Origin of the sequence: Streptomyces asiaticus (genome assembly GCF_018138715.1) — a bacterium.
GTDB lineage: Bacteria > Actinomycetota > Actinomycetes > Streptomycetales > Streptomycetaceae > Streptomyces > Streptomyces asiaticus.
Genome location: NZ_JAGSHX010000006.1, coordinates 5,683,911 through 5,709,659, shown reverse-complemented (window position 1 = coordinate 5,709,659; position 25,749 = coordinate 5,683,911). Strand labels below are relative to the sequence as shown.

General features: G+C 71.4%; 24 protein-coding genes. 15 read left to right on the top strand and 9 right to left on the bottom strand.

Features of this window, described 5'->3' with window-relative positions:
- Positions 1 to 159 precede the first annotated feature (159 nt).
- Positions 160 to 1,371, top strand: coding sequence for a pyridoxal phosphate-dependent aminotransferase (locus KHP12_RS31900; protein ID WP_037950741.1), 1,212 nt, complete (start codon positions 160 to 162; stop codon positions 1,369 to 1,371).
- A 71-nt stretch (positions 1,372 to 1,442) separates the two neighbouring features.
- Positions 1,443 to 1,853 carry an SCO4983 family protein gene (locus KHP12_RS31895; protein WP_037950742.1) on the top strand — a complete coding sequence of 137 codons (411 nt, stop codon included), beginning with the start codon at positions 1,443 to 1,445 and terminating at the stop codon, positions 1,851 to 1,853.
- 105 nt (positions 1,854 to 1,958) lie between these two features.
- Here the strand turns inward: KHP12_RS31895 and KHP12_RS31890 are convergent, their stop codons facing one another.
- A complete protein-coding gene (locus KHP12_RS31890) occupies positions 1,959 to 3,794 on the bottom strand; it encodes a phosphoenolpyruvate carboxykinase (GTP) (RefSeq protein WP_208653084.1) in 1,836 nt (611 codons plus the stop codon).
- Between the two features lie 254 nt (positions 3,795 to 4,048).
- Between KHP12_RS31890 and trhA the strand changes: the two genes are divergently transcribed.
- From trhA to KHP12_RS31875, 3 genes are all read left to right on the top strand, one after another.
- Positions 4,049 to 4,750: a PAQR family membrane homeostasis protein TrhA gene (gene trhA / locus KHP12_RS31885; protein ID WP_086882965.1), complete on the top strand. Its 702-nt coding sequence runs from the start codon at positions 4,049 to 4,051 to the stop codon at positions 4,748 to 4,750.
- Between the two features lie 75 nt (positions 4,751 to 4,825).
- Complete coding sequence (locus tag KHP12_RS31880; protein ID WP_086882966.1) at positions 4,826 to 5,086, top strand: hypothetical protein; 261 nt, start codon at positions 4,826 to 4,828, stop codon at positions 5,084 to 5,086.
- Positions 5,083 to 5,721: a TetR/AcrR family transcriptional regulator gene (locus KHP12_RS31875; protein ID WP_086882967.1), complete on the top strand. Its 639-nt coding sequence runs from the start codon at positions 5,083 to 5,085 to the stop codon at positions 5,719 to 5,721. The genes KHP12_RS31880 and KHP12_RS31875 overlap by 4 nt, the downstream gene beginning before the upstream one ends.
- A gap of 338 nt (positions 5,722 to 6,059) precedes the next feature.
- Here KHP12_RS31875 and KHP12_RS31870 read toward each other — a convergent pair whose 3' ends face one another.
- A complete protein-coding gene (locus KHP12_RS31870; RefSeq protein ID WP_086882968.1) occupies positions 6,060 to 8,096 on the bottom strand; it encodes a thioredoxin domain-containing protein in 2,037 nt (678 codons plus the stop codon).
- Between the two features lie 122 nt (positions 8,097 to 8,218).
- Here KHP12_RS31870 and KHP12_RS31865 point away from each other — a divergent pair, with 122 nt between their 5' ends.
- Entirely contained in the window at positions 8,219 to 11,497 is a 3,279-nt protein-coding gene (locus KHP12_RS31865) for a tetratricopeptide repeat protein (RefSeq protein WP_086882969.1), read from the top strand.
- 125 nt (positions 11,498 to 11,622) lie between these two features.
- Here KHP12_RS31865 and KHP12_RS31860 read toward each other — a convergent pair whose 3' ends face one another.
- Both KHP12_RS31860 and mca read right to left on the bottom strand, forming a co-directional pair.
- Entirely contained in the window at positions 11,623 to 11,874 is a 252-nt protein-coding gene (locus KHP12_RS31860) for an RAMP4 family protein (RefSeq protein ID WP_086882970.1), read from the bottom strand.
- Positions 11,875 to 11,881: 7 nt separating this feature from the next.
- Positions 11,882 to 12,754, bottom strand: a complete 873-nt coding sequence (gene mca / locus KHP12_RS31855; protein WP_037950758.1) for a mycothiol conjugate amidase Mca — start codon at positions 12,752 to 12,754, stop codon at positions 11,882 to 11,884.
- 97 nt (positions 12,755 to 12,851) lie between these two features.
- Here mca and KHP12_RS31850 point away from each other — a divergent pair, with 97 nt between their 5' ends.
- Positions 12,852 to 13,256, top strand: coding sequence for a DUF4307 domain-containing protein (locus tag KHP12_RS31850; protein WP_086882971.1), 405 nt, complete (start codon positions 12,852 to 12,854; stop codon positions 13,254 to 13,256).
- Positions 13,257 to 13,444: 188 nt separating this feature from the next.
- Positions 13,445 to 13,942 carry a transcription elongation factor GreA gene (gene greA / locus KHP12_RS31845; protein WP_020868807.1) on the top strand — a complete coding sequence of 166 codons (498 nt, stop codon included), beginning with the start codon at positions 13,445 to 13,447 and terminating at the stop codon, positions 13,940 to 13,942.
- A gap of 109 nt (positions 13,943 to 14,051) precedes the next feature.
- On the opposite strand, the gene KHP12_RS31840 is transcribed toward greA, so the two are convergent.
- The 3 genes from KHP12_RS31840 to ilvA form a co-directional block, all read right to left on the bottom strand.
- Positions 14,052 to 14,858 carry an ABC transporter permease gene (locus tag KHP12_RS31840; protein WP_208653085.1) on the bottom strand — a complete coding sequence of 269 codons (807 nt, stop codon included), beginning with the start codon at positions 14,856 to 14,858 and terminating at the stop codon, positions 14,052 to 14,054.
- On the bottom strand, positions 14,855 to 15,811 hold the full coding sequence (locus KHP12_RS31835) for an ATP-binding cassette domain-containing protein (protein WP_086882973.1): 957 nt from the start codon (positions 15,809 to 15,811) through the stop codon (positions 14,855 to 14,857). Before KHP12_RS31835 ends, KHP12_RS31840 begins: the two co-directional genes overlap by 4 nt.
- Before the next feature lie 249 nt (positions 15,812 to 16,060).
- Entirely contained in the window at positions 16,061 to 17,467 is a 1,407-nt protein-coding gene (gene ilvA / locus KHP12_RS31830; RefSeq protein ID WP_211833972.1) for a threonine ammonia-lyase, read from the bottom strand.
- Positions 17,468 to 17,707: 240 nt separating this feature from the next.
- On the opposite strand from ilvA, the gene KHP12_RS31825 reads away from it, so the two are divergent.
- The 3 genes from KHP12_RS31825 (at position 17,708) to KHP12_RS31815 (ending at position 19,183) form a co-directional block, all read left to right on the top strand.
- The gene (locus KHP12_RS31825) at positions 17,708 to 18,208 is read left to right on the top strand and encodes a MarR family winged helix-turn-helix transcriptional regulator (protein WP_171072617.1); all 501 of its coding nucleotides are present in this window, start codon (positions 17,708 to 17,710) and stop codon (positions 18,206 to 18,208) included.
- Positions 18,209 to 18,278: 70 nt separating this feature from the next.
- On the top strand, positions 18,279 to 18,932 hold the full coding sequence (locus KHP12_RS51440) for a sigma factor-like helix-turn-helix DNA-binding protein (protein ID WP_372455240.1): 654 nt from the start codon (positions 18,279 to 18,281) through the stop codon (positions 18,930 to 18,932).
- Positions 18,929 to 19,183 (top strand): hypothetical protein, encoded by a 255-nt coding sequence (locus KHP12_RS31815; protein ID WP_086886529.1) that lies wholly within the window; start codon positions 18,929 to 18,931, stop codon positions 19,181 to 19,183. Before KHP12_RS51440 ends, KHP12_RS31815 begins: the two co-directional genes overlap by 4 nt.
- Positions 19,184 to 19,309: 126 nt before the next feature.
- Here KHP12_RS31815 and KHP12_RS31810 read toward each other — a convergent pair whose 3' ends face one another.
- Positions 19,310 to 20,473: a cystathionine gamma-synthase gene (locus tag KHP12_RS31810; RefSeq protein WP_164428593.1), complete on the bottom strand. Its 1,164-nt coding sequence runs from the start codon at positions 20,471 to 20,473 to the stop codon at positions 19,310 to 19,312.
- Between the two features lie 120 nt (positions 20,474 to 20,593).
- Between KHP12_RS31810 and KHP12_RS31805 the strand changes: the two genes are divergently transcribed.
- A complete protein-coding gene (locus KHP12_RS31805) occupies positions 20,594 to 21,700 on the top strand; it encodes a hypothetical protein (RefSeq protein ID WP_210609782.1) in 1,107 nt (368 codons plus the stop codon).
- A gap of 128 nt (positions 21,701 to 21,828) precedes the next feature.
- Positions 21,829 to 22,488 (top strand): peptide-methionine (S)-S-oxide reductase MsrA, encoded by a 660-nt coding sequence (gene msrA, locus KHP12_RS31800; RefSeq protein ID WP_086885191.1) that lies wholly within the window; start codon positions 21,829 to 21,831, stop codon positions 22,486 to 22,488.
- Between the two features lie 3 nt (positions 22,489 to 22,491).
- On the opposite strand, the gene KHP12_RS31795 is transcribed toward msrA, so the two are convergent.
- Positions 22,492 to 22,899 carry a RidA family protein gene (locus KHP12_RS31795; RefSeq protein WP_086885193.1) on the bottom strand — a complete coding sequence of 136 codons (408 nt, stop codon included), beginning with the start codon at positions 22,897 to 22,899 and terminating at the stop codon, positions 22,492 to 22,494.
- 156 nt (positions 22,900 to 23,055) lie between these two features.
- On the opposite strand from KHP12_RS31795, the gene KHP12_RS31790 reads away from it, so the two are divergent.
- The gene (locus KHP12_RS31790) at positions 23,056 to 24,498 is read left to right on the top strand and encodes a PP2C family protein-serine/threonine phosphatase (protein WP_246643144.1); all 1,443 of its coding nucleotides are present in this window, start codon (positions 23,056 to 23,058) and stop codon (positions 24,496 to 24,498) included.
- Positions 24,495 to 25,607, top strand: a complete 1,113-nt coding sequence (locus KHP12_RS31785) for a cobalamin B12-binding domain-containing protein (protein WP_086885190.1) — start codon at positions 24,495 to 24,497, stop codon at positions 25,605 to 25,607. The genes KHP12_RS31790 and KHP12_RS31785 overlap by 4 nt, the downstream gene beginning before the upstream one ends.
- Positions 25,608 to 25,749: the final 142 nt, after the last annotated feature.

Genomic DNA, 25,749 nt, shown 5'->3' with positions numbered 1-25,749 from the left:
CGGAAATTAACACCGGAAACAGACTCGTTATCCCGCGCGACGTGCCGCTCCGGGGGCGGCGCACGGGATCGCGGCCACCACCGCCCGGTGCCCCTGTACACCGTCCACGTGGCGAAAAACACCGAGCGGCCCCGGATGCACCGCCGTAAGGTGGCCGACATGCAGGTGATCCAGTCCACGAAGCTCGCCAACGTCTGCTACGAAATCCGTGGCCCGGTGCTCGAGGAGGCGATGCGGCTGGAGGCGGCAGGACACCGCATCCTCAAGCTCAACACCGGAAATCCGGCGACCTTCGGCTTCGAATGCCCCCCGGAGATCCTCGAGGACATGCTCCGGAACCTCGGCGACGCCCACGGCTACGGCGACGCCAAGGGCCTGCTGTCCGCGCGGCGCGCGGTGATGCAGCACTACCAGACCCAGGGCATCGACCTCGATGTCGAGGACATCTTCCTCGGCAACGGCGTCTCGGAGCTGATCCAGATGTCGATGCAGGGGCTGCTGGACGACGGCGACGAGGTCCTCGTCCCCGCCCCCGACTATCCGCTGTGGACCGCCGCGGTCTCGCTCGCCGGCGGCACCGCCGTCCACTACCGCTGCGACGAGCAGTCGGACTGGCTGCCGGACCTCGCCGACATCGAGCGCAAGGTCACCGACCGCACCAAGGCGCTCGTCATCATCAACCCGAACAACCCCACGGGCGCCGTCTACGGCGAGGAGATGCTGCGCGGCCTCACCGACATCGCCCGCCGCCACCAGCTGATCGTCTGCTCCGACGAGATCTACGACAAGATCCTCTACGACGGCGCCACCCACACCCCGACCACCGCCGTCGCCCCGGACCTGCTGACCCTCACCTTCAACGGGCTCTCCAAGGCGTACCGGGTGGCGGGCTACCGCAGCGGCTGGGTCGCGGTCTGCGGCCCGAAGTCGCACGCCTCCAGCTATCTGGAGGGGCTGACGATCCTGGCCAATATGCGGCTGTGCGCCAATATGCCGGCGCAGCACGCGGTGGCCACGGCGCTCGGCGGCCGTCAGTCGATCAACGACCTGGTGCTCCCGGGCGGCCGGCTGGTGGAGCAGCGGGACACGGCGTACGAGCTGCTGACCCAGATCCCGGGCGTCAGCTGCGTGAAGCCCAAGGGCGCGCTGTACGCGTTCCCTAAGCTGGACCCCAAGGTCTACAAGATCAAGGACGACCGGCAGATGGTCCTGGATCTGCTGCGGGCCGAGAAGATCATGATCGTGCACGGCACGGGGTTCAACTGGCCCGAGCCGGATCACTTCCGCATCGTGACGCTGCCCGCCAAGAAGGATCTCGCCGACGCGGTGACCAGGATCGGGAACTTCCTGGACGGATACGGCCAACCCTGATCTTTTAGTTACTGCTCAACTTTAGACAGAGTCTAAGTTAGGATGGCCTCCTCACCTCTTGGAGGCCATCCATGTACGAACCGATCCGCACCAAGTCGGTCCACAGCATGGCCGAGCCCAAGCCCGACTTCCCGCACCGCTCCCGCGAGGAAGAGCTGGACATCCGGCTGGCCGGACATCTGACCGCACTGCTCACCGTGACGGACGAGCTGCGCACCCTCACCCCGGACCCCACCCTCGACGACGCCGCCCAGCGCCTCGCCGAGCAGGCCACCCGTCTGCGCGACGGCCACGCCCCGCTGCGCGCGGCCCCCACGGCGGCGGCCACGGACCCGGCGCATATCGCCGCCCTCCACCAGCGCGCCCACACCCTGGCCGGATGGGCCCTGGTGGTGGCCACGTCCCGCGACGACACGGCGGCCACGACGCTGGCGGCCGAGCGCATGCGCTCCCACGCGACCGCCCTGGGCCTCGCGGCCTGAGCCCCCTCGACCGCCGACGTGAGCTGACGACCGAAGAGGGCGCACGGCCGGGGCCCGCGCCCGAAGGCGCGGGCCCCGGCCCATGGAGCGGGGTGAGCGGGTGGCTCAGCCCAGGCGCTTCACCAGTGCGTGGTACTCGTCCCACATCTCCTTGGGCGTGTGCTCGCCGAAGGTGTTGAGGTGGTCCGGCACCAGCCCGGCCTCATCGCGCCAGACCTCCTTGTCGACCGTGAGCAGCAGCTCGAGCGAGGCGTCGTCGAGGTCCAGACCGTCGGTGTCCAGCGCCTCGGGCGTCGGCAGCACCCCGATCGGGGACTCCACGCCCTCGGCCTTGCCGTCCAGGCGGTCGACGATCCACTTCAGCACCCGGCTGTTCTCGCCGAAGCCCGGCCAGACGAAGCGCCCGTCGGCGTCCTTGCGGAACCAGTTGACGTAGTAGATCTTCGGCAGCTTGGCGGCGTCGGCGTTCTTGCCGACCTCCACCCAATGCGCCATGTAGTCGCCCATGTTGTAGCCGCAGAACGGCAGCATGGCGAACGGGTCGCGGCGCAGCTCGCCGACCTTGCCCTCGGCCGCGGCGGTCTTCTCGCTCGCCACGTTGGCGCCGAGGAAGACACCGTGCTGCCAGTCGAAGGACTCGGTCACCAGCGGAACGGCGCTGGCCCGGCGGCCGCCGAAGAGGATCGCCGAGATCGGCACGCCCCTGGGGTCCTCCCACTCGGGCGCGATGATCGGGCACTGACCGGCCGGCACGGTGAAGCGGGCGTTGGGGTGGGCCGCGGGCGTCTCGCTCGCCGGGGTCCAGTCGTTGCCCTTCCAGTCGGTCAGATGGGCGGGCGGCTCCTCGGTCATGCCTTCCCACCACACGTCGCCGTCGTCGGTGAGCGCCACGTTGGTGAAGACCGAGTTCCCCCACAGGGTCTTCATCGCGTTGGCGTTGGTGTGCTCACCGGTGCCGGGCGCGACGCCGAAGAAGCCCGCCTCGGGGTTGATCGCGTACAGCCTGCCGTCCTCGCCGAACCGCATCCAGGCGATGTCGTCGCCGATCGTCTCGACCGTCCAGCCGGGGATGGTCGGCTCCAGCATCGCGAGGTTGGTCTTGCCGCACGCGCTCGGGAACGCCGCGGCCACGTACTTGGCCTCCCCACGCGGCGGGGTGAGCTTGAGGATCAGCATGTGCTCGGCGAGCCAGCCCTCGTCCCGCGCCATCACCGAGGCGATGCGCAGGGCGTAGCACTTCTTGCCGAGCAGGGCGTTACCGCCGTAGCCGGAGCCGTACGACCAGATCTCCCGCGACTCCGGGAAGTGCGAGATGTACTTGGTCGGGTTGCACGGCCAGGGCACATCGGCCTGGCCCGGCTCCAGCGGGGCGCCGAGGGTGTGGACGGCCTTGACGAAGAAGCCCTCGTCCCCGAGGACGTCGAGGACCTCCTGCCCCATGCGGGTCATGGTGCGCATGGAGACCGCCACGTAGGCGGAGTCGGTGATCTCGACGCCGATCGCGGAGAGCGGCGAGCCGAGCGGGCCCATGCAGAAGGGCACGACGTACATGGTCCGGCCGCGCATCGAACCCCGGAAGACGCCCTGTTCCCCGACGAAGATCTCGCGCATCTCGTCGGGGTGTTTCCAGTGGTTCGTCGGGCCCGCGTCCGCCTCCTTCTCGGAGCATATGAACGTACGGTCCTCGACGCGCGCCACATCGCTCGGATCGGACGCGGCGTAGTACGAGTTGGGGCGCTTGATCGAGTCAAGGCGCTTGAAGGTGCCCTTCTCGACGAGTTCCGCGCACAGGCGGTCGTACTCCGCCTCCGAGCCGTCGCACCACACCACCCGGTCCGGCTGGGTGAGGGCGGCGATCTCGCCGACCCAGGAGACCAGCTCCTGGTGGTTCGTGGGGCTCGGGGTGGTCGTGAGGGAGGAAGCCACATTGCTGGGCGCCACGATCGCTCCATCCCGCCGGAACCGCACTCGCTCCGGCGTCTTGATTGAGGGTTTGGACGGATATGTGCACTCATATCCGATTATGGAGACAGCTACCCCTTGGGGGCTGCGACCCGGATGCTCAGCTCATCCGGTGCCGACCGCGCTCATTTGATCATCCGACTGTACGGGCCATCTGTCCAGTGGGCGCCCTGGTGACCATCACCACTCGACATGGACCGGTAACTTACGGTGGCGTAGGTAGCATGAGCGCCATGACTGCCGCCGCGCCCGATGCCGCCGTTGAGAATCCCCCAGGGCCCCAAGCGGTCCCGCCGCTCCCGCTGAAGCCGATGCTGCGCGGCTGGCTGCACGCCGGCATGTTTCCCGCCGCGCTGGTCGCGGGCGTGGTACTGACGGCCCTCGCCGACAGTCCGCGCGGACGGCTGGCCTGCGCCATCTACACCCTCACCGCATGCGCGCTGTTCGGCACCAGCGCCCTTTACCACCGCGGCAATTGGGGGCCGCGCACCGCCGCGGTGCTGCGGCGGCTGGACCACGCCAATATCTTCCTGATCATCGCGGGCACCTATACGCCCTTCACGCTGCTGCTCCTGCCACACGGCAAACAGCAGTTGCTGCTGTGGCTGGTGTGGGCCGGAGCGCTCGCCGGAATCGCCTTCCGGGTCTTCTGGGTCGGCGCCCCGCGCTGGCTGTACACCCCGTGCTACATCGCGCTGGGCTGGGCGGCCATCTTCTTCCTGCCCGACTTCCTGCGCACCGGCGGTATCGCCGTGATGACGCTGATCGTCGTCGGCGGGCTGCTCTACAGCGTGGGCGCGGTGATCTACGGCACCAAGCGCCCGAACCCCTCACCCCGCTGGTTCGGCTTCCACGAGGTGTTCCACAGCTTCACGCTGGCCGCCTTCGTCGTGCACTACGTCGGCATCTCCCTGGTGGCCTATCAGCACGCCTGACAGACACCCCCGATTGACAGCTCATACATCTTTTGAGAGTTACTGTCATTTGACGGTAACTCTCGGAGGTGTGCCATGTCCGCTGTCCCGAACCCACGGCCGGACTCACGCCTGGACCCACGGCCGGACCCACGGCCGGACCCACGTCGCTGGTGCACTCTCGCAGCCCTCGTCGCCAGCACCCTGGTGATCGGCTTCGACACCACGATCCTCAACATCGCCCTGCCGACCATCACCTCCCTCGCGGCGGCGGCGCTCGTCGCGACCCTCCTGCCGCGTACGGTCCCCGCCGATCAAGGCGCCATGGTCCAGGAGACCGCCGATGCCCGACAATGAGATCCATGGCTTCCGCACGTACCACGTCCGCGCGGCCCAAGCTCGGGCTGCGCGAACGCAAGAAGATCCAGACCCGGCAGGCGATCCGGCGCGCCGCCTACCGGCTGTTCACCGAGCAGGGCTACGACGCGACCCCGGTGGACCGCATCGCGGAGGCCGCCGATGTCTCCCCCAGCACCGTCTTCCGCTACTTCCCCACCAAGGAGGACATCGTCCTCTCCGACGAGTACGACGATGTCCTGCTCGCCGCGCTCCGGGACCGGCCGCTGGACGAACCGCCGGTCGCCTCGCTGCGGCGCGTCCTGCTCGACCTGTTCCGGCAGTTCGCCGGTGACGAGCGGCAGGAGATGCTGGTCCGCCTCACCCTGATCCGCCAGGTACCGGGGCTGCGCGCCCGGATGAGCGAGAGCATGTCCCGGACCGGCGCCCTGCTCGCCGAGGTCCTGGCCGAGCGCAGCGACCGGTCACCGGAGGACTTCGAGGTGCGGGTCGTGGTCGGAGCCGTCCTGGGCGTCCTCCAGGAAACGCTCTTCCACTGCGCCGACCAGAGCGCGGCGGAGGACGCGGCGATGGCGGCCATGGAGGAAAGCATCGACCGCGCCTTGGACATGCTGTCCCAGGGCCTCCCGCTGTAGCGGCGTCCCGGCGCGCGGCCGCGTCGCGGGCCCGGACCAGCTCCGGACCGGAGCTGGTCCGGCTGCGTTACGGCCCCGGACAAGCCCCGTCGCGCCTCCGGACCCAGCTCCATCCCCGGCACCGGACAAGCCCCCCTCGCGGCCCCCGAACCCGGCTCCGCACCGGCCCGTCGCCGCACCGGACCGGCCCCGGACCCAGTCACCGGACGCCCCCGGACCCCGGCACCGTCCGGACTCGTCGCGGCGCCGGGCCCACCCCCTCCGCGGCCCCGGGCCCACGCACCGTACGTCGGCGGGCCCGGCGGGCGACGCGCGGCGCGGGCCGCCAACGCCCCCGGTCAACCCCCCAGCTTGGCCGTCAGGGCCTCGACGTCGGCCGTGGGTGCGTCGCAGGTGAAGCCGCGGCAGACGTAGGCCGCCGGGCGGCCCTCCAGGAGCGGGCGGTCCTGGAGGAGCGGGATCTCGCCGGAGCCGGGCTCGCCGACCGCGACGACGGCCCCGGGGGCGGTGGCGAGCAGCGCGGCGCGGTGCAGGGCGCGGGTCGCCGGGTCGTCGCCGGGGCCGACCACGGCCACCTCGCGAGGCCCGTCGAGCCGGGCCTCGGCCACGGCCAGGCCCCAGCCGATGAAGCGGGGCACCCGGGGGCCGAGGGCCCGCACCACGGCGAGGGCGCGCTCGGCACCCTCCCGATGGCGCGCTCCGCCGGTGATGGCCGCGTAGGACAGCAGGGCCCCGGCGGCGGCCGTCCAGCCGGACGGCGCCGCGTTGTCCGTCGGGTCCTGGGGGCGGCGGATGAGCGTCTCGGCGTCATCGGCGGTGTCGAACAGCGTGCCGTCCTCATCGGTGAACCGGCTCAGCACGGTGTCCAGGAGCAGCCCGGCGAACTCCACCCACGCACCGTCGCCGGTGACGGCGGACAGCGCGAGGAAGCCCTCGGCCACATCCCCGTAGTCCTCGAGCACGCCCGCGTGGCCGCCCGCGGTGCCGTTGAGCGAGGTGCGGGCCAGCCGCCCGCGCTGGTCCATGTGGATGCGGACCAGCAGCTCGGCGGCCTCGGTCGCGGCGTTCACCAGGTCGGGGCGGTCGAAATAGGCGCCGGTCTCGGCGAGCGCCGCGATGGCCAGCCCGTTCCACGCCGCGACGATCTTGTCGTCGCGGCCGGGGCGGGCCCGCAGCTCCCGGGCGGCCAGCAGTCGCTCCCGTACGGAGGCGACGCGGGTGGCGTCCGTCAGCCGCTCCCCGTCGGGCAGCTGGAGCACGGAGGCCCCGTGCTCGAAGGTGCCCTCGCGCGTGACGCCGAAATACCCGGCGGCGAACTCCGCGTCGGCCTCCCCCAGCACCTCGCTCAGCCGCTCGGGGGTCCACACGTAGTACGCGCCCTCGACATGCCTGCCGGTGCCGTCGTCACTGTCGGCGTCCAGCGCGGAGGCGAAACCGCCCTGTTGGGTGCGCAGCTCGCGGACCATGAAGTCCGCCGTCTCCAGGGCGACTCGGCGCGCGAGGTCCGAGCCGGTGGCCCGCCACAGATGGGCGTAGACCCGGCACAGCAGCGCGTTGTCGTACAGCATCTTCTCGAAATGGGGCACGGTCCAGGTGGCGTCGACGGAATAGCGGGCGAAACCGCCGCCGAGCTGGTCGTAGATACCCCCGCGGGCCATCGCCTCGCAGGTGGCCGACACCATCTGGAGCGCGCCCTCGGAGCCGGTGCGTGCGTGGTGGCGGAGCAGGAACTCCAGCGCCATCGACGGCGGGAACTTCGGCGCACCGCCGAATCCGCCGCGGGTGGTGTCGAATTCGCGGGTCAGGGCCATGAGCGCGCTGTGCAGATCCTCCTCGCCCGGCGGCTGCGGCGCGTCCGACCCCAGGGCGATACCGCCGCGCTGGGACAGGTCCTCCACGATCCGGCCGGCGACGTCCCGCACCTCGTCGCGGCGGTCCGACCAGGCGGTGCTCACCCCCTCCAGCACCTGCCGGAAGGACGGCATCCCGGGCCGGGGGCGGGGCGGGAAGTATGTGCCGAAGTAGAACGGCTGGGCCTCCGGGGTCAGGAAGACCGTCATGGGCCAGCCGCCCTGGCCGGTGGCGGCCTGCACGGCCTCCATGTACACCGCGTCGACGTCCGGCCGCTCCTCGCGGTCGACCTTCACGGAGACGAAGTGGGCGTTGAGGTAATCGGCGGTCGCCTTGTCCTCGAACGACTCGTGCGCCATGACATGGCACCAGTGGCAGCTCGAATAGCCGACGCTCAGCAGCACGGGCACCCCGCGGCGACGCGCTTCCTCGAACGCCTCATCCGACCACGGCCACCAGTCGACCGGGTTCTCGGCGTGTTGGAGCAGATAGGGGGACGTTTCGTGCGCCAGACGGTTCGGCATGGCTCCATCCTCCCCCACCCGGCGAGACAGGCGAAGTTATCCACAGGGGAGTTATCCACAGGACTGCCGGATAAGAGCCAGAAACGGAAGACTGATGGCACTGCTGGAAGAGGGGGATCACTATGCCGGCGTCACTGGCGGTGCTGCGGGACAGCCACCGGACGGAAGTCGAGCGGCTGCTGTCGCGGGCCGTGGAGGAGGAGGTGCGCCGCTCGGGCGGGCGCACCGACGGCGGGGTGCTGCTCAGCCGGGCGCGCGGCGCGCTCGACGAGATGACCGCCGCCGCCGCGGAGGAGTACGGGGCGTATGTGCGCGCGCTGGACGAGTCGGACGCGGGCAGCAGACCACTCTCCGCCCGGCTGTCGCGCGGGCAGCTGGGCACCCCGGCGCTGGCCGCGGCGGTCGCCGCGGTGGCGGCCTTCGGCGCCGATCTCGGGTATGGCACCTCGGCGGGCACGGCGCTGGGCGCGGGGGTCACGGCCGCCGTGGCCGGGTCGGCCGCCGCCGTCGTCAAGCTCACCGCGGGCCACTGGCCGGCCGCCCACCGCCAGGCCGCGCTGCGCAACCAGCCCGGTGGCGCCGAGCAGTTGCGGCTTCAGTGGCTCACGGCGGTCGAGGTGCGGGGCATCCGGCCGTTCATCGACCAGCACCGGATGACCACGGCCGCCACCCGCCAGGGCGTCGGTTCGGCGAAGCGCTCCGCCTCCGCCACCGGGCAGCCGAAGCTGCGCGGCGCGGACCGCAGCCAGGCGGCCCGCAGGCGCACCGTGCTGGAGCAGTCCTTCGCCCATCTCCCCGAGGCGGACGGCCCGTTCGCCGGGCGCCATGCGCAGATCACACAGATCGCGCAGTGGGTGCGGCAGGCCCGCGCGTCCACCGAGACCAAACCCACGGTGGTGCTGCTGGAGGGTCCGCCGGGCTCCGGCCGGACCATGCTGGCCGTGCGGGCGGCCCACCATCTGCGCGATGAGTTCCGCGGCGCTTGCCTGGTCGATCTGCGCGGCGACAGCCCCGAGCAGGCCCCGCTGCCCACCCGCGACGCGCTGCTGCATCTGCTGAACCGGCTCGGCGCACCCCGTGACCAGCTGCTCTTCCGGGAGCGCTCCTCGCAGGACCAGCACATCAGACGGCTCACCGAGCTGTATCACCAGTATCTGACCGGGCTGCCGGTCACCATCGTGCTCGATGACGCCCGCGACGCCGAGCAGGTGCGCACGCTGATCCCCGAGCGGTCCGACGGCCTGGTGCTGATCACCTCGCGCACCCCGCTCGGCCTGCCGGACGACCTCGCCGCCTGGGTGCACCGGATCGAGGTGGGCCCGCTGGACGAGCCGGGCGCCGAGGAGCTGCTGCGGGCCTCCGCCGAGGAGCCCACCGGCGCGGGCCCCTACGACGGGCAGTCCGTGGAGCGGATCGCCGAGCTGTGCGGGCGGCTGCCGCTGGCGCTGCGCATCGCGGGCTCCTCGCTCGGCCCCCGCTCCCCCGCCGCCCTGGTCACCGACCTGGAGGCGTACGGCCCGGTGGGCGCGATCGAGCGCACCCTGTGGCTGCGCTACACCGACCAGCAGGAGGGCGCCAGGCGGCTGCTGCGCCGGCTGGCGCTGGCCGGGCGGGCCAGCCTGGGCGGTGCGGCGGCCGCGGCGCTGCTGGACGCCGATGAGCAGGAGGCCGGCCGCCATCTGGCGGCGCTCGGCCGGGCCGGGCTGATCCAGCATGTGCGCGGGAGCCGCTACCGCCTCCATGACCTGGTGCGCTCCTTCGCCCACGCCCGGCTGCTGGACGAGGAGCAGCCGGAGCAGCGCACCGCCGCGCAGGAGCGGCTGATCCGCAGCTATGCCGAGCTCGCGGACTCGGTGATCCGGCTGGTCGACGGCAAGACCTCCACCCGGGCCGACATCTTCGGCAAGGGCGCGGCCCATGGCTTCGCCTCGCTGGACGCGGCGCTGCGCTGGCTGGACGACGAATCGAGCTTCATCACCGCCGCGCTGCGCCATGCCGAGGGCGTGGACCAGTCAGCGGTGCTCCACCTCCTGGGCGCGCTGTGCGACTACTGCCTGCTGCGCGGCGATCTCTACCGGCTGGGCGAGATCAGCGAGCTCACCCAGGCCGTCGACCAGGGGCTGCTGATGCGGTCCGTGCAGTGGCGCACCGGTATCGCGGCCCGCCAGCTCGGCGAGCTGGACCAGGCCCGCACCACGCTCTCCTCGGTGGTGGACCTGTATTTCGAGGCCCAGCACCAGGCGGGGGCGGCCCGCGCCCTGTGCAGTCTCGGCATCACCCTGCACCACCAGGGCAATCTCGTGGAGGCCGCGGCGAAGCTGCGCGAGGCGCTGGAGCTCCAGCGGGCCGAGGAGCTGCGCGGCGACCGGGCCTGGACGATGCACGCGCTGGCGGCGGTGGAGCGTGACCGCGGCGGGCTGGCCGAGGCGCTGGAGCTGCTGGGCGACGCCCTGGAGCTGCACCAGGAGAGCGAGAGCCTGCACGGCCAGGCGTGGGCGCACTTCCAGCTCGGCCAGGCATGTCTGCGGATGGGCGATGTGCCGCGCGCCGAGACCGAGCTGGGGGAGGCGCTGGACGCCTACAGCCGCACCCATGACCAGCGCGGTGAGGCATGGGCGCTCACCCAGCTCGCCCGGGCCCGGCTGGTGGCCGGGGAGGCGTCGACGGCCGTCGACCAGCTGCGCCAGGCCCTTGCCCGCCACCGGGAGAACGAGGACGCGCGGGGTGAGGCATGGACGCTGTACTACCTGGGCCAGGCGCTGGAGGAGCGCGGCGACCACGACTCGGCGGTGCGGGAGCTGGAGCGGGCCCGCACGATGTTCAGCCGGATGCGGGATGTGTACGGGCTGGCGTGTGCCCGGCATCACTCGGCGCGGGTCACCCGTGATCTGCGGGCGGCGCAGACGGGCTCGCTGCGCAACAGCGGCTTCGCCCGGCAGCTGCTCCAGGACGCGCGGCAGGACTTCCGCCGGGTGGGCGTGGCCCATGGCGAGGCCTGGTCCTGTGTCGAGCTTGCGGTGATCGACGCGGGAAACGGCAAGGCGGCGCAGGCCCTGGAGCTGGTGGACGAGGCGGCGGTGCTGTTCGCGGGGTACGGGGACCGGCGCGGCCGCTCCTGGGCCCGGTTCCTGCGCTGCACCCTGCTGCCGTTCGCCTCCGCGGGCGGTTCGGTGATCGGCACGGCGGTGGCCCAGGAGGAGCTGGCGGAGCTGTTGCGGGAGATGCGCGAGGAGGGCACGGCGGGCGATTCCCGGCTGGAGGGGTGCGCGGAGGCGTTCGCGCTGGTGCTGGAGCGCGGCGTCGAGCCGGAGACGGGGTGGCAGGCATGGCAGCTCGGCATGGTGCCGAGCCGCCACTCGCGCGAGGTCATGGCCGTGCTGCCGGACCGGCCTCGCGCCTGAGCGCTCCCGGGCCGTGGCGTCCCGCTCGCGGGACACGCGGTCAGGCCCGGCCAGGAGTCAGGCCCAGTCAGGGGTCAGGCCCAGTCAGGGGTCAGGCCCGGCCAGGAGTCAGGCCCGGCCAGGAGTCAGGCCGTGCGCTCCTCGCCCTTGGCGCCTTCGGTGGAGGCGGCCGCCGGAGCCTTGCCGGGCTCCTCCGGCGCCTCCTCGAAGTTCACCCGCTTCATGTGCTTGTTCATGGACTTCATCAGCAGCCACACCGCCCCGCCGATCACGGCGAAGACGATGAAACCGAGGACGCCCGGGGTCACCTTGTTCTCGTCCAGGTCCTTGGCGAGCGGGACGAGATGCGTCATGGCGAGGGTGCTGGTGGCGCTCATCATGGGCTCAATTGTTGCGGATGCCCGCGAAGAGGTCGTCCTCGGGGAGGGAAGTGTCCACGAGCGACTTGGCGAGCTCGTACTCCTCGGTGGGCCAGACCTCCTTCTGGATGTCCATGGGCACCCGGAACCAGCCGCCGTCGGGGTCGATCTGCGTACGGTGCGCGATCAGCGCCTTGTCGCGGATCTCGAAGAAATCGGCGCAGGGCACATAGGTGGTCAGGGTGCGCTCGGGCCGCCCGAACGTCTTCCAGCGCTCCAGCCACTCCCCGTACGGCGAGTCCAGCCCGCGGGCCAGCAGCGCCTCGTGCAGCGCCACGGTGCGCGCCCGGTTGAAGCCCTGGTTGTAGTAGAGCTTCTGCGGCTGCCAGGGCTCGCCCGCCTCCGGGTACTTCTCGGGATCACCGGCCGCCTCGAAGGCCACCATCGAGATCTTGTGGGTCATGATGTGGTCCGGGTGCGGATAGCCGCCGTTCTCGTCATAGGTGGTGATCACCTGCGGCTTGAACGTCCGGATCAGCTTCACCAGGGGCTCCGCCGCGGCCTCCACGTCCTGGAGTGCGAAGCAGCCCTCGGGCAGTGGCGGCAGCGGATCGCCCTCGGGCAGTCCGGAGTCCACGAAGCCCAGCCACTCCTGCCTGACCCCGAGGATCTGGCGCGCCTCGTCCATCTCCTTGGCGCGGACCTCGTGAATGTGCTCCTCGATGTAGGGGTCACCCTGGAGCTTGGGGTTGAGAATGGAGCCGCGCTCACCGCCGGTGCAGGTGGCGACCAGCACGTCCACCCCCTCGGACACGTACTTGGCCATGGTGGCCGCGCCCTTGCTCGACTCGTCATCCGGGTGCGCGTGCACGGCCATCAAACGCAACTGCTCAGTCAAGTTCGATCCTCAGTGATTCGTCGTGGAAGGCGGCTTCTATAGTGACCTAAACCGGGGACGAATAATTCCGATCTCTCCCCCAGCAGGAGGAACGCCGATGGCCGCGGTGCGCGAGGGGCTGCCCGACGGGCGTTACGGCCGGTCCGCGGACGCGCGTGCCGACCGGACGCTGAAGATCGTCGGCGCCGTGCTCGGTGCCGGGCTGCTGGCCCTGATCGCGTGGTTCGGGTACGACTACATCGCCGGTCAGGACGTCAGCGGACGGTTGACCGGTTTCAAGGTGGTCGCCGACGACGCCGTCGAGGTCCGGCTGGAGATCTCCAAGGAAAAGAACGCGACCGGTGTCTGCACGGTGCGTACCCTGGACAAGTACCACGACGAGGTGGGCCGGAAGGACTTCACCTTCGGCCAGCGCCAGGAGGACATGGTCAAGGTCGTGACCGTACGGACCACGGCCCGGGCGACCAGCGCCGAGTTGATCGACTGCGCGTCCGTTCGATAATCGAACAGGACGTGTCGGGCGCCTGCCCCGATCTGACCAGCACTGACGCGTTTCCTACGCATTGCGCCCGGTTCCCTCCTCCCCGTTTCTTGCCGGAATTGTTAGGCTCGTGGTTTCGCCCGGCGACGAAGGCGCACCCTTCTGAGTAGGGCGTTCATTTGTATTCCCAGTACCGACGAGGAGCACCTGTGACCCAGACCAGCGAGAACGTCACCTGGCTGACCCAGGAGGCGTACGACCAGCTCAAGGCAGAGCTGGAGTACCTGTCGGGTCCCGCACGTGTCGAGATCGCGAAGAAGATCGAGGCTGCCCGGGAGGAGGGTGACCTCCGGGAGAACGGGGGTTACCACGCCGCCAAGGAGGAGCAGGGCAAGCAGGAGCTCCGAGTGCGTCAACTGACGCAGCTCCTGCAACAGGCGAAGGTCGGCGAGGCACCCGCGGACACCGGCGTGGTCGCCCCCGGCATGGTGGTCACCATCGCCTTCGACGGCGACCCCGACGACACCCTGACGTTCCTGCTCGCCTCCCGTGAGTACGCGAGCGCGGACGTCGAGACCTACTCGCCGCAGTCCCCGCTGGGTTCGGGTGTGAACGGCAAGAAGGTCGGCCAGGACGCGGAGTACGAGCTCCCCAACGGCCGCACCGCCTCGGTGCGAATCCTGGAGGCCAAGCCCTACCAGGGCTGAACGCCCGATGGGAAGCCCCGGCCGAACGGCCGGGGCTCCCCCGCGCCCGCGGGCCACCGCGCCCCCTGGCCCCCGTGCTCCCTGGCCTCCGTGCTCCCCGAAGAACCGGTCAGGCGGTAGCCGAGCGGTACTTGCGCACCGCCAGCGTCCGGAAGACCACAATGATCAGGGCCGAGTAGATCAGCGACGCCCAGACCGGATGCTGCATCGGCCAGGCGCCGGACCGGGACAGACCGGGGTCACCGAAGAGCTGACGGCATGCCTGCACGGTGGCGCTGAACGGGTTCCATTCGGCGATATGCCGCAGCCACGGGGTCATCTGGCTGGAGTCCACGAAGGCGTTCGAGATGAACGTCACCGGGAACAGCCAGATCAGACCGCCGGAGGTCGCCGCCTCCGGGGTGCGGACGGACAGCCCGATCAGCGCCCCGATCCAGGTGAAGGCGTATCCCAGGAGGAGCAGCAGACCGAAGCCGCCCAGGATCTTCCCGATGTTGGTCGAGCCCGCGAAGCCGGGGCGCCAGCCCACGATCAGCGCGACGACGGCCAGCACCACCAGGGTGAGCGTCGTCTGCACCAGATCGGCGAAGGTCCGGCCGGTGAGCACCGCGCCCCGGGCCATCGGCAGCGAGCGGAACCGGTCGATCAACCCCTTGTGCATGTCCTCCGCGATCCCCGCGCCCGCGCCCGCGGTGGCGAAGGTCACGGTCTGCGCGAAGATCCCGGCCATCAGGAAGTTCTTGTAGACGTCCGGGTCGGTGCTGTTGCCGATCTTCATCGAGCCGCCGAAGACGTACGTGAAGAGGATCACGAACATCACTGGCTGAACCAGTCCAAAGAGGACCATTTCGGGAATTCTGGTCATTCGGATCAGATTCCGTCGGGCGATGACCAGGGAATCGCTCATCGTGCTCATTTCGCCTCCCCCTTCCCGGCGCCATGGCCGGTGAGCGAGATGAATACGTCGTCCAGGGTCGGGCGGCGCAGCCCGATGTCGTCGATCTCGACACCACGGGTGTCCAGTTCGCGGATGACCTCGGCGAGCAGCTTGGCGCCGCCCACGACCGGGACGGTGACCTTACGGGTGTGCTCCTGCACGGTCGTCTCGCCCTTGCCCAGGACCCGCAGCACTTCCTCGGCGGCCGCGATGTCCTCGCGCTCATGCACCACGACCTCCACGCGCTCACCGCCCGTACGGGCCTTGAGCTGGTCGGAGGTGCCGCGGGCGATGACCCGGCCGCGGTCGATCACGCAGATGTCATGCGCCAGGTGGTCCGCCTCCTCCAGATACTGCGTGGTCAGCAGCAGCGTCGTACCGCCGGCCACCAGCTCCTGGATGACCTCCCACAGCGCCTGTCTGTTGCGCGGGTCCAGACCGGTGGTGGGCTCGTCCATGAACATCACGGGCGGGCTGACCACCAGGGCCGCGGCGAGGTCCAGCCGTCGGCGCATCCCGCCGGAGTACGTCTTGGCGGTGCGGTCGGCCGCGTCCGCGAGGCTGAACCGCTCCAGCAGCTCACTCGCGCGGGCCTTGGCCTCCCGCGCTCCCATCTGGTAGAGCTGGCCGACCATTTGGAGGTTCTCACGGCCGGTCAGATACTCGTCGACGGCGGCGAACTGGCCGGACAACCCGATGGAGCGACGGACCTCGTTGGGGTTCTTGAGCACGTCCACCCCCGCGACCACCGCCGTTCCGCTGTCCGGGCGCAGCAGCGTGGTGAGCACGCGCACCGCGGTGGTCTTGCCGGCGCCATTGGGGCCGAGCAGTCCGAGCACGGTTCCTTCCGGTACGTCGAGATCGACGCCGTCCAGAGCCTTTACGTCACCGAAGGTCTTCACCAGACCCTCGGCGTGAATAGCGCCTGGCATGTTGGCACTCCCCGGGTTGGGTCAATTCCAGACTCAATCAAGGCATAAGTCCGCCCATATGGGCAGCGCTCGGCAGCAACTGGACGGCAATCGTAACCGAGACGCGATACATCGCGACATACGCGAGGCGAACAAAATGAAGAAAGCGAGCCGCGGGCCGCGGGGACCCCTACCCCCGCGAGAGAAGCCCCGTTCCCGGGCTCGGGCTCGGGCCCGTTCCCGGGCTCCGGCTCGGACCCGTTCCCGTCGTCAGGCCATCACCGTGTACCCGGCGCCGCGCAGCGCCTCCCGGACGTCCTCGCAGTGGTCCGGCCCCTTCGTCTCCAGGTGCAGCTCCACCTCGGCCTCGCTCAGCCCGAGCCGCGGGTTGGTGCGTACATGGCTGACGTCGAGCACATTGGCGTCCACCGTCGACAGCACCCCCAGCAGCGTGGCCAGCGCCCCCGGCCGGTCGGTGAGCCGCAGCCGCAGCGACAGATAGCGCCCCGCCGCGGCCATGCCGTGCCGCAGGATGCGCTGCATCAGCAGCGGATCGACGTTGCCGCCCGAGAGCACCGCGACCACCGGCCCCTCGAAGGACTCCGGCGCCGACAGCAGCGCGGCCACCGGGCTCGCGCCCGCGGGCTCCACCACCAGCTTCGCCCGCTCCAGGCAGAGCAGCAGCGCGCTGGACAGCTCGTCCTCGGTGACCGTACGGACCTCGTCGACCAGGTTCTCGATGATCTGGAACGGCACATCGCCCGGCCGCCCCACCTTGATGCCGTCCGCCATCGTCACGGGCGCGTCGATCGTCACCGGCCGCCCGGCCGCCAGCGACGGCGGATACGCAGCGGCGCCCTCCGCCTGCACCCCCACCACCCGCACATCCGGCCGCAGCGCCTTCACCGCCACCGCGATCCCGGCGGCCAGCCCGCCCCCGCCGATGCCCACCACCACGGTGCGCACCTCGGGACACTGCTCCAGGATCTCCAGCCCCACCGTGCCCTGCCCGGCGATGATGTCCGGGTGGTCGAAGGGGTGGATGAAGACCGCGCCCGTGCGCTCGGCGTACTCCTTCGCCGCCCGCATCGTCTCGTCCACGATCTGCCCGTACAGCCGCACCTCGGCGCCGTAGTCCCGGGTGGCGGCGATCTTCGGCAGCGGTGCGCCCTCGGGCATGAAGACCGTCGAGCGCACCCCCAGCAGCGAGGCCGCGAGGGCGACGCCCTGCGCATGGTTCCCGGCGCTCGCCGCGACCACCCCGGCCGCCCGCTCCTCGGGGCTGAGCCCCGCGATCCGCACATAGCCGCCGCGCAGCTTGAACGACCCGGTGCGCTGGAGGTTCTCGCACTTGAAGTGGACCGGCGCGCCGACCAGACCGGACAGATAGCGGCTGCCTTCCAGCGCGGTGAGCCGGGAGACCCCCGAGAGCGCCTTCTGCGCGCCGCGGATGTCGTCGAGGGTGACCCTCGTCCCGGTCCCCGACCCGGACCCCTCGGAGGCGGAACCTCCGGATACGGAACCCTCGGACCCGGACCGAGACGCGGTCGCGGACGCGGTCGCGGACGCGGTCGCGGGGGCGGACGCGGGGGCGGACGCGGGGGCGGGAGAGGTGAGGTGCGAGGCCGGGCCGGACCCGGAGCCGGGCCCGTCCTCGTCGCCGTGTCGTGCAGCCATGGTCCCCAGTCTCGCAGCTCACCCCCGACAGACCCCGGCGGGCCGAGCCGACGGCAGGGATGGCCCTGGACCGGTGCCGGACGAGGGGCCGCCGACGGGCCACGGCGCCGGGGAACGGCCCAGAACGGCAGGTTGTGGCTCGGAGGCCGTCAGGTTTCTGCAGCCCCCGTACGGGCGGGCCCCCGGCCGCGTACTCTGTGCCACATCCCACAGACCACCGCATGAAGTGAGCCCTAGGCCATGCCCACCCAATCGGACATGACGACTCAACTCGACACCGGCGTACTGGACGCACTCCAGCATCAGGTCGCCGTCTTCGCCCGCCGTGCGGAACAGACCCGGCTCGGCGGCGTCGGCCAGGCCCGCAATTCCATGGACCGAGCCGCGTATCTGCTGCTCAACCGGCTCGACCAGGAAGGCCCGATGGGGGTCAAGGCGCTCGCGGGGAGCATGGGCATCGACTCCTCCACCGTGACCCGCCAGGTCGCCCCGCTGGTCGACTCCGGCATGGTCAAGCGCACCTCGCACCCCGAGGACGGCCGGGCGGTCGTGCTGCAGCTCTCCCCACGCGGCAAGGCCCGCCTGGAGGAAGTGCGTTCGTCACGGCGCGATCTGATGTCCCGCGTGACCGGGGACTGGACGGCGGAGGAGCGCGACCTCTTCTGCGACCTCCTGACCCGCTTCAACGTCGCCCTCTCCGCCGCGCACACCACGGTGCCCCAGGCGACGCCCGCCACCTGACCCAACACGCAGACATCTTGACCAGGTGCCTGTGCCTGCCGTGTCCTAAAAGGAACGGGAGGCGGAGGGCGTGGTGCGAGAGCGGCGGGCAGCACGGGATGACCGCCGGGCCCGGGAGTTCGAGGCATTCGTCGCGGGCGCGGGTGGCCGACTGCTGCATGCGGCCACGCTGCTCACGGGGGAGCCGACGGGGGACACCGAAGCCGCCGAGCGCCTGCTGACCGCCGCGCTCGCGCGCACGTACGCCCGCTGGGACCGGCTGCGCGGCGAGGATCCGTACGACCACACCCGCCGGACGCTGGCCGCCCTCTTCGCCCACCGGGGCCACCGCTACCGCCGCCCGCGCGGCGGCACCCTGGCCCGGCTCACCCCGCAGGAACGGCTGGTGCTGGTGCTGCGGCTGTACGAGGGGGTCGCGGAGGAGCAGACGGCGGCGGCGCTCGGGCTCCCGGTCGAGCGGGTCCGGGCGATCTGCACCCGCGCGGTCACGGCGATGCGCAGCGCGGCGGCCCGGCGCGGCACGACTGGAGCGCGCCCGTCCGCCGGAACGCCACGCTCCGCCGGAACGCCGTCCTCCGGCGGAACGTCGCCCTCCGGCGGAACGTCATCCGCCGCCGAAACGTCGTCCTCCAGTGGAACGCCCCCGTCCGGCGGCAGCCGTTCCGCCACCGAGGCGACGGGGGCGGAAGCCGAGGCAGGGGCCGGAGCCGGAGCGGGCCCATGAGCTTTCCCGACCGCAAGGAGACCGAGGTCCGCCGGATGCTGGAGGGCCCGCACCCCGCGCTGCCGCCGGATCTGGCGGGCCGGGCCGCCGAACGGGGGCGGCGGATGCTCCACCGCCACCAAGTGGTCCGCACCATCGGCTGGTTGCTGCTGCTCGCCGCGGTCGTCGCGTTCGGCGTCTGGGCGGCGATCGTCGAACCGTGGGCCGCGCCGCCGCCCACCGACACCACCCCTCCCCTCGAGGGGTGGTGACCGCCAGAGGGGTGTGACCACCCCCAAAAACCGCAGCCCGGCCGCCGGCCCAAAGCTGGCCGCCGGCCCAGAACTGGTCTCCGGCCCAGAACTGGTCTCCGGCCCAGAGCTGACCCAGGCTGGTCGTCAGCCCAGCGCCTGGCCCAGATCCATCAGCAGATCGTCGATCGACTCGATGCCGACCGACAGCCGTACGAGATCGGCCGGCACCTCGAGCGCCGAGCCAGCCGCCGAGGCGTGCGTCATCCGCCCCGGGTGTTCGATCAGCGACTCGACGCCGCCGAGGGACTCCCCCAGCGTGAACAGCCGCGCCCGGTCGCACACCTCGACCGCCGCCTCCTCGCCGCCCGCGACCCGGAACGACACCATGCCGCCGAAGGCCCGCATCTGCTTGGCCGCGATCTCGTGCCCCACGTGCTCCGGCAGCCCCGGGTAGTAGACCTGGGTCACCTTGGGGTGCGCGGTGAGCATCTCCGCGATCCGCGTGGCGTTCGCGCTGTGCCGGTCCATCCGGACGGCGAGGGTCTTGATGCCGCGCATCACCAGCCAGGAGTCGAAGGGCCCGGCGATGGCGCCCATCGCGTTCTGGTGGAAGGCGAGTTCGTCGCCGAGGCCGGGGTCGGAGACGATCAGCGCACCGCCGACGACGTCCGAGTGCCCGCCCATGTACTTGGTGGTGGAGTGCACCACGACGTCCGCGCCGAGCGCGAGCGGCTGCTGGAGGTAGGGGCTGGCGAAGGTGTTGTCCACCACCAGCCGTGCCCCCGCTTCGCGGGCGACGTCGGCGACGGCGGCGATGTCGGTGATGCCGAGCAGCGGGTTGCTGGGCGTCTCGACCCAGATCACCTTCGTACGGGGGCGGAGCGCGGCCCGTACCGCCGCCGGGTCGGAGCTGTCGGCCACCGACCACTCCACGCCCCAGCGCTCCACGACCTTCGCGAACAGGCGGAACGTACCGCCGTACGCGTCGTTCGGGATCACGACGTGGTCGCCCGGCACCAGGAGCGTGCGCAGCAGGCAGTCCTCGGCGGCGAGACCCGAGGCGAAGGCCAGGCCGCGGCGGCCGCCCTCCAGCGCCGCCAGGTTCTCCTCGAGCGCGGTGCGGGTGGGGTTGGCGGAACGGCTGTACTCATAGCCGCCCCGCAGACCCCCCACGCCGTCCTGCTTGTAGGTGGAGACCTGGTAGATCGGGGGAACGACGGCGCCGGTGAGGGAGTCCGCCTCCTGGCCCGCGTGGATGGCGAGCGTCTCGAAACTCTGAGGATGCCCCTGGGGGTGCTGGTGGCTCATGAGGCCGAGCGTAACGCCCGACGCGCCCGTGCTGGATTCAACGACCGCCGGGACGCATAGGCTGGACCACAAGCCGTTCCGCACCACGAGCCGTTACGGGCCTTCACACGGGGACACCTCATGGAGCTTCTGATCTTCCTCATCGCCATCGTCATGATCGGCGGGCTGATCGTCGTACCGGCGTTGCGGCGGATGCGCGGGGGCCGCGGAGGCCGCGGGGCCGTGCAGGGTGCGATGCGCGCCTCGGACCCGCAGGAGTACGGCTTCGTCCCGCGCGAGCGGCTGGACGTGCGGCTGCCCGGCCCGGACCGGCAGCTGATCGACGCGCTCGAGGAGGTCCAGGCCCGGCAGGACTGGCAGCCGGCCGCCCGGCTGCTCGCCCTCACCGAGGCCACCTCGGAGCTGCGCTGGCAGCGGGTGCAGACGCTGGCCGGGGCGGCGGCCTTCGAGCTCGCCCAGGCCCCCGGCCAGGGCGGGATGTGGCTGCGCACCTGGCGGGTGGCGGCCCCCGAGGACCCGGGCGCGGCGGCGGTGCACGCGGAGTTCCTGGTCCGCCAGGCGCTGCTCGACCCGTCCTCGCAGGACTTCCGAATGATCCTGGAGGAGGCCCGGGACGTCTGCCACGAGGCGGCCCGGCTGGCCCCGGAGGACCCGGTGCCGCACATCATCGAGCTCGGCGTGGCCCGCGGTCTGGCCTACCGAAAGACCGACTTCGAGGAGCTGTGGACCAAGGTCACCAAGCTCGCACCGCACCACATGGGCGCCCATCTGGCCGCCCTCCACTACTGGTGCGAGAAGTGGCACGGCTCCCAGGACCGCGCCGACGCCTTCACCCACGCGGCCGCCGCCTCCGCCCCCGCGAAGAGCCTGCTGCCCGCCCTCCCCCTCTTCGGCGTCTTCGAGCACCTGCCGGAAGCCAACCTCGTGCGCACCCTCTACCGCAGCGAGGTGATCACCAAGGCGATGGAGGGCGCCCTCTACGCCGTCCGCCAGGCCCCCGCCGACCACCCGGTGCTGCCGCACGTCCGCCACCTGCTGGTCTTCTTCCTGGTCCGCGCGGAGCGGTACGCGGAGGCCCTGGAGCAGCTGCGCCATGTGGACGGCCACGTGGGCGCGGTCCCGTGGTCGTACGGGGCGGACCCGGCGGCCGAGTACACGGTCTACCGGGCGCTGGCGGTGGCGGGCTGGGAGGGCGGCGGCGGCACCCCGGCGACGCTGCCGCGGTGACGGTGGCCGCGATGACGGTGAGAGGGGCCGTAGGGGCCCCGGAATTCCCGTAACCCCGTACCCGTTGAAGTGACAGCACGCCGCGCGAACGTGGCAGCCGCCGTACCCGTCCCGCGAGGAGCCCGCAGATGCTGTTCAGCCGCCACAGGAACCACCTCCCCACCGCCGAGGAGGCGCTGAAGGGCCGCCCCGAACCGGGCTACCCCGTGCCCGACCGCCACACGGTCCTCGGCAACCCCCTGACCGGCCCGTACCCGGAGGGCCTGGTCGTCGCCGACTTCGGCCTGGGCTGCTTCTGGGGCGCGGAGCGGAAGTTCTGGCAGGCCCCGGGCGTGTGGACCACGCTCGTCGGCTACCAGGGCGGCCACACCGAGAACCCCACCTACGAGGAGGTCTGTAGCGGCCTCACCGGCCACACCGAGGCCGTCCGCGTCGTCTTCGACCCGAAGATCACCTCCTACGCCGCCCTCCTGAAAGTCTTCTGGGAGTCCCACGACCCCACCCAGGGCTTCCGCCAGGGCAACGACGTCGGCACCCAGTACCGCTCGGCGATCTACGCCCACTCCCCCGAGCAGCAGTCCGAGGCCGAGTCCTCCCGCGCCGCCTACCAGTCCGTCCTGACGGGCTCCGGCTACGGCGAGATCACCACCGAAATCCTCCCCGCGGGCCCCTTCTACCCGGCCGAGCCCTACCACCAGCAGTATCTTGACCGCAACAAAAACGGCTACTGCGGCATCGGCGGCACGGGCGTCTCCTGCCCTATCGGCGTGGCACCGGCGGACGGCTAGCGGTCACTGGTGGTCGGTACGGCCGACACCGTCGATCTCGACGAGCACTCCGTCGCGCACGAGCTGCGTGACCACCGTGGTGCGGGCGGGCAGCGGAGAGCACTCCGCGAAGAACTCCGCGTACACACGGTTGAAGGCGGTGAAGTGGCTGCGGTCGCTGAGATAGCAGGTGCACTTGACGATCAGGTCCTTGCTGCCGCCGACCGCGACGAAGACCGCGACGAGGTTGCGCAGAACCTGCCGCGCCTGGTCGTCGAAGTCGGTCGGTATCTCGTGCGTCACGGGGTCGAGTGGCCCCTGCCCGGAGGTGAAGATCAGGTCACCGGTCCTGATGGCCTGGGACAACGGGGGCGCGGTGCCGTCGGCGAAGCGTACGAACGGGGCGTTCTCGGTGTGGATGCCTTCGATCATGGAGGCATCCTGCGTCACCGACGCCGTGCCGCTACATCCGCTCCTGTCGTCAGCTCCTACCGCCGGTCACGACCAACCACGCCGATTGAACAGAATGGAAGGGGAATAATAGGGCATTACGGGCGCAGCGGCGGAGCGTGCAAGAGGCGGTGGCCGATGACGGACAACGGCGGCAGCAGGGGCGGGGGCAGGGGCAGAGGCGCATGGGGCCGTGCCCCGGCGCAGCTGAGCGAGCTGCTGGGTCTCATCGAGGCCGCGCTCCTCGACGAGCGCGACAGGTCCGCCTTCCTGGACGAGACCACCCGGCGCCTGGGCGCCTCGCTCCACCACGGCCGTACCGCCCGTGCGCTCGTGGAGCTGGTGATCCCGAAACTGGCGGACGCGTCCGTGCTCGTCCTGCCCGCGAGCGGACGACGTACGCACTGGCACCGCGCGGGTCCGGGCGATGCCCGGTTCGCCGGGGAGGTGGCGGTCGAAGCACTCGAGCGGATACCCAAGGTCGCGGACGCGCTGTACGGACTCCAGCCACACCCCGCCGTCATACGCCCCAAGGAGATGGCCGGGCTCGACGATGTCCTGCCCGGTGAGCTCGTTCACAGCGAGGAGGCGCTGGTGGTCCAGCTCGCGGCGGGAGGCGTACCGGCCGGTGCGCTGATCATGCTGCGCGGCCCGGAGCGTGCCCGCTTCGAGGACGCGGACATCGAGCTGGCGCACAAGTTCGCCGAAAGGGCCGGACTCGCGCTGGCGACGGCGGCGCTCTACTCGCAGCAGGCCCACACCATCGCCGTCCTCCAGGCCAGTATGGCTCCGGAGCCGCTGCCGGTGGCCGACGGCCTCTGGCTCGGCGCCGCCTACCGGCCGGCCGCGGAGGCTCTGCGCATCAGCGGCGACTACTACCACGTGGCCCCCTGCCCCGCGGGCGGCGTCACGTTCTTCTTCGGCGATGTGTCCGGCAAGGGTGCGGAGGCCGCGGTGCTGGCAGGGCACGTACGGCAGAGCATGCGCACCCTGGCCATGGTCAAGAGGGGTCCCGACCCCCTGGGCGACCTCCAGCTGCTCAACGACCTCGTCATCAGCGCCGGCCGCCGCTTCACGACCCTGGTCACGGGCTCCGCCCGGCCCTGCGACGACGGCTCGGTGAAGGTGGAGATCGCCAGCGGCGGCCACCTCTCCCCGCTCGTACTCCGTGGCGACGGAAAGGTGGAGGAAATCGTCTGTGAGGGCATGCTCGTCGGGGCGGTGCCCGATCCCAGTTTCGGCTGTAGGGAGTTCCGCCTCGCCCCCGGCGAGCTGGTGCTTCTCTACAGCGACGGGCTCACCGAGGCCCGAGGCGGGATGAGCGGACGGGAGATATACGGCGACGAACGCCTCGTCGACGCGCTGGCCGGCTGCGTCGGCATGCAGGCAGCGTCGGTCGCCGAGCGGCTGGAGCTCCTCACGACCGAATGGCTCGCCGGTCGCCCGCACGACGACATCTCCCTCCTGACGCTTCAGGCACCTCCCCGCCGCGGCTCACCACCGCACCGTCGGCCCGAGGGGCCCGGCGGGTCCGCGAGCGCCGGGGAGCGCGCGAGCACCGGGGAGCCTGGGAGCCCATGAACGCCACCGGGATCACCGACGCCGTCCGGGCCGACTTCGACGCCTGCCTGGCCGATGCGGACGAGGGCGGAGCGCTGGAGCTGGCCGTCGGCCTGGTGACGAGCGGCGTGAGCGCGGAGGACGTACTGCTCGGACTCGTCGCGCCCGCCCAGGTGAGGGTCGGTGAGAGGTGGGAGTCCGGCGAGTGGACGGTGGCGCGGGAACACTCGGCCACCCACGTCAGCAGGTTGACGGTGGACGCCGTCGCATCCGCCGCCCACCCCCCTGCCGGGGCCGGCCCACCGCGCCATGTGCTGGTGGCGTGCAGCGACGGCGAATGGCACGTTCTGCCCTCCCACATCCTCGCCGAGGTGCTGCGTCTGCGCGGCTTCCAAGTGCGTTCGCTCGGCGGCTCGATCTCCCCGCCCGAGCTCCTCTCGGACGTCCATCAGAGCGGCCCCGACATCGTCGCTCTCTCGTGCACGCTGACCTTCAACCTTCCGCTCGCACACCGGCAGATCGAGACGTGCAGATGCGCCGGTGTCCCTGTCATGGCGGGCGGCCGGGGGTTCGGCCCCGAGGGCACATGGGCGTACGCGCTGGGCGCGGACCTGTACGCGGCAGACGCCCGCGCCGCGGCGGAAGCGCTGCTTCGCCGCTGGCCACCGGTGTTCTGTGGGGAGTCCTCGGTCCAGGCCGATGCCGTGGAGGAGTACGCGGCACTCGTCAGACGACGCCCCGAGCTGCTGGCGCACTTGGCCCATGCGCTGCGTGACGTGTTCCCGGGCTTGCGGACCCGCTCGGACGGCCCGGACGGTTCGGGCGGCTCGGGCGGCTCGGGCAGCCCGGACGGCTCAGGCAGGGAACACGAGGAGGGCACCGACTTTCTCGGCCGGTTGCTGGATTCCCTGGCCGCGGCCGTGTTCGTCGACGACGCACGCGTATTCACCGGTCAGCTCGCCTTCGCCGCGGCATACCTCTCCGCCCGCTCGGTGGAGCCCCGCTGCCTCCTCGCGATGACGGATGCCCTGGCCGACCACCTGCGCGGGTCACCCCGGGCCCTCGACACACTCTCGGCGGGGCGCCGGTGCCTCGCCGCGCGGGAGACGGACTCCCGCCGTCGCGCATGAACGGGTGGGGCGCTGCGAGAGGGGCGGGTCAGCGCAACCCGCTGGCGGCGAAGACGACATCGCCGGTGATCCATGCGGCGTCCCGGGAGGCGAGTGGGCGCGGAGCCTGACACCCGAGCTCAAGCGCGCCGGGAGCGGAGGC

Coding starts and splice junctions, on each gene's coding strand:
- KHP12_RS31900 (WP_037950741.1), top strand. CDS start 160: ATGCAGGTGATCCAGTCCACGAAGCTCGCCAACGTCTGCTACGAAATC.
- KHP12_RS31895 (WP_037950742.1), top strand. CDS start 1,443: ATGTACGAACCGATCCGCACCAAGTCGGTCCACAGCATGGCCGAGCCC.
- trhA (WP_086882965.1), top strand. CDS start 4,049: ATGACTGCCGCCGCGCCCGATGCCGCCGTTGAGAATCCCCCAGGGCCC.
- KHP12_RS31880 (WP_086882966.1), top strand. CDS start 4,826: ATGTCCGCTGTCCCGAACCCACGGCCGGACTCACGCCTGGACCCACGG.
- KHP12_RS31875 (WP_086882967.1), top strand. CDS start 5,083: ATGAGATCCATGGCTTCCGCACGTACCACGTCCGCGCGGCCCAAGCTC.
- KHP12_RS31870 (WP_086882968.1), bottom strand. CDS start 8,096: ATGCCGAACCGTCTGGCGCACGAAACGTCCCCCTATCTGCTCCAACAC.
- KHP12_RS31865 (WP_086882969.1), top strand. CDS start 8,219: ATGCCGGCGTCACTGGCGGTGCTGCGGGACAGCCACCGGACGGAAGTC.
- KHP12_RS31860 (WP_086882970.1), bottom strand. CDS start 11,874: ATGAGCGCCACCAGCACCCTCGCCATGACGCATCTCGTCCCGCTCGCC.
- KHP12_RS31850 (WP_086882971.1), top strand. CDS start 12,852: ATGGCCGCGGTGCGCGAGGGGCTGCCCGACGGGCGTTACGGCCGGTCC.
- KHP12_RS31840 (WP_208653085.1), bottom strand. CDS start 14,858: ATGAGCACGATGAGCGATTCCCTGGTCATCGCCCGACGGAATCTGATC.
- KHP12_RS31835 (WP_086882973.1), bottom strand. CDS start 15,811: ATGCCAGGCGCTATTCACGCCGAGGGTCTGGTGAAGACCTTCGGTGAC.
- ilvA (WP_211833972.1), bottom strand. CDS start 17,467: ATGGCTGCACGACACGGCGACGAGGACGGGCCCGGCTCCGGGTCCGGC.
- KHP12_RS31825 (WP_171072617.1), top strand. CDS start 17,708: ATGCCCACCCAATCGGACATGACGACTCAACTCGACACCGGCGTACTG.
- KHP12_RS31815 (WP_086886529.1), top strand. CDS start 18,929: ATGAGCTTTCCCGACCGCAAGGAGACCGAGGTCCGCCGGATGCTGGAG.
- KHP12_RS31810 (WP_164428593.1), bottom strand. CDS start 20,473: ATGAGCCACCAGCACCCCCAGGGGCATCCTCAGAGTTTCGAGACGCTC.
- KHP12_RS31805 (WP_210609782.1), top strand. CDS start 20,594: ATGGAGCTTCTGATCTTCCTCATCGCCATCGTCATGATCGGCGGGCTG.
- msrA (WP_086885191.1), top strand. CDS start 21,829: ATGCTGTTCAGCCGCCACAGGAACCACCTCCCCACCGCCGAGGAGGCG.
- KHP12_RS31795 (WP_086885193.1), bottom strand. CDS start 22,899: ATGATCGAAGGCATCCACACCGAGAACGCCCCGTTCGTACGCTTCGCC.
- KHP12_RS31790 (WP_246643144.1), top strand. CDS start 23,056: ATGACGGACAACGGCGGCAGCAGGGGCGGGGGCAGGGGCAGAGGCGCA.
- KHP12_RS31785 (WP_086885190.1), top strand. CDS start 24,495: ATGAACGCCACCGGGATCACCGACGCCGTCCGGGCCGACTTCGACGCC.